The organism is Flagellimonas lutimaris, assembly GCF_051494225.1.
In the GTDB taxonomy this organism is placed as follows: domain Bacteria; phylum Bacteroidota; class Bacteroidia; order Flavobacteriales; family Flavobacteriaceae; genus Flagellimonas; species Flagellimonas lutimaris_A.
The window spans coordinates 1-559 of the sequence record NZ_JBNPYE010000027.1 but is presented as its reverse complement, the minus strand read 5'-3'; the positions used below and the strand labels follow the sequence as shown (position 1 = coordinate 559).

Here is a 559-nt window from a genome sequence, read left to right as displayed (position 1 = left end):
AAGGGTCTTGTGGGTCCGTGCCATCCTCATTCTCTTTTTCGTTGGTCACACCATCGCCATCACAATCTGCTTCTAGATAGTCGCCACTTTGTGGAAGGGTAATACTGTCAGGGTTATAATCACATGGGGCCAATGGGTCTGTTCCGTCCTCGATCTCATCGCCGTTGGTAACCCCATCGCCATCGCAATCTTCTTTTTTCCATTCCTCAGATGGTGAACAATTCTGATGCTCCAATACAAAATCACAGGGATCCAATGGATCTGTCCCATCTTCATTTTCTTGTCCATTGGTTACACCGTCACCGTCGCAATCTTCTTTCTTCCATTCTTCTGATGGTGAACAATCCTGATGCTCCAATACAAAATCACAGGGATTCAATGGGTCTGTCCCATCTTCATTTTCTTGTCCATTGCTTACGCCATCGCCATCGCAATCTTCTTTTTTCCATTCATCGGATACTGAACAATCCTGATGCTCCAATACAAAATCACAAGGGTCCAATGGATCTGTCCCATCTTCATTTTCTCGTCCATTGCTTACGCCATCGCCATCACAATC

1 pseudogene is annotated in these 559 nt (G+C 45.4%); it reads right to left on the bottom strand.

Annotated features, from left to right (window positions below):
• A pseudogene (locus ACQQ5U_RS19385) lies at positions 1-559 on the bottom strand (hypothetical protein); the annotation flags it as partial.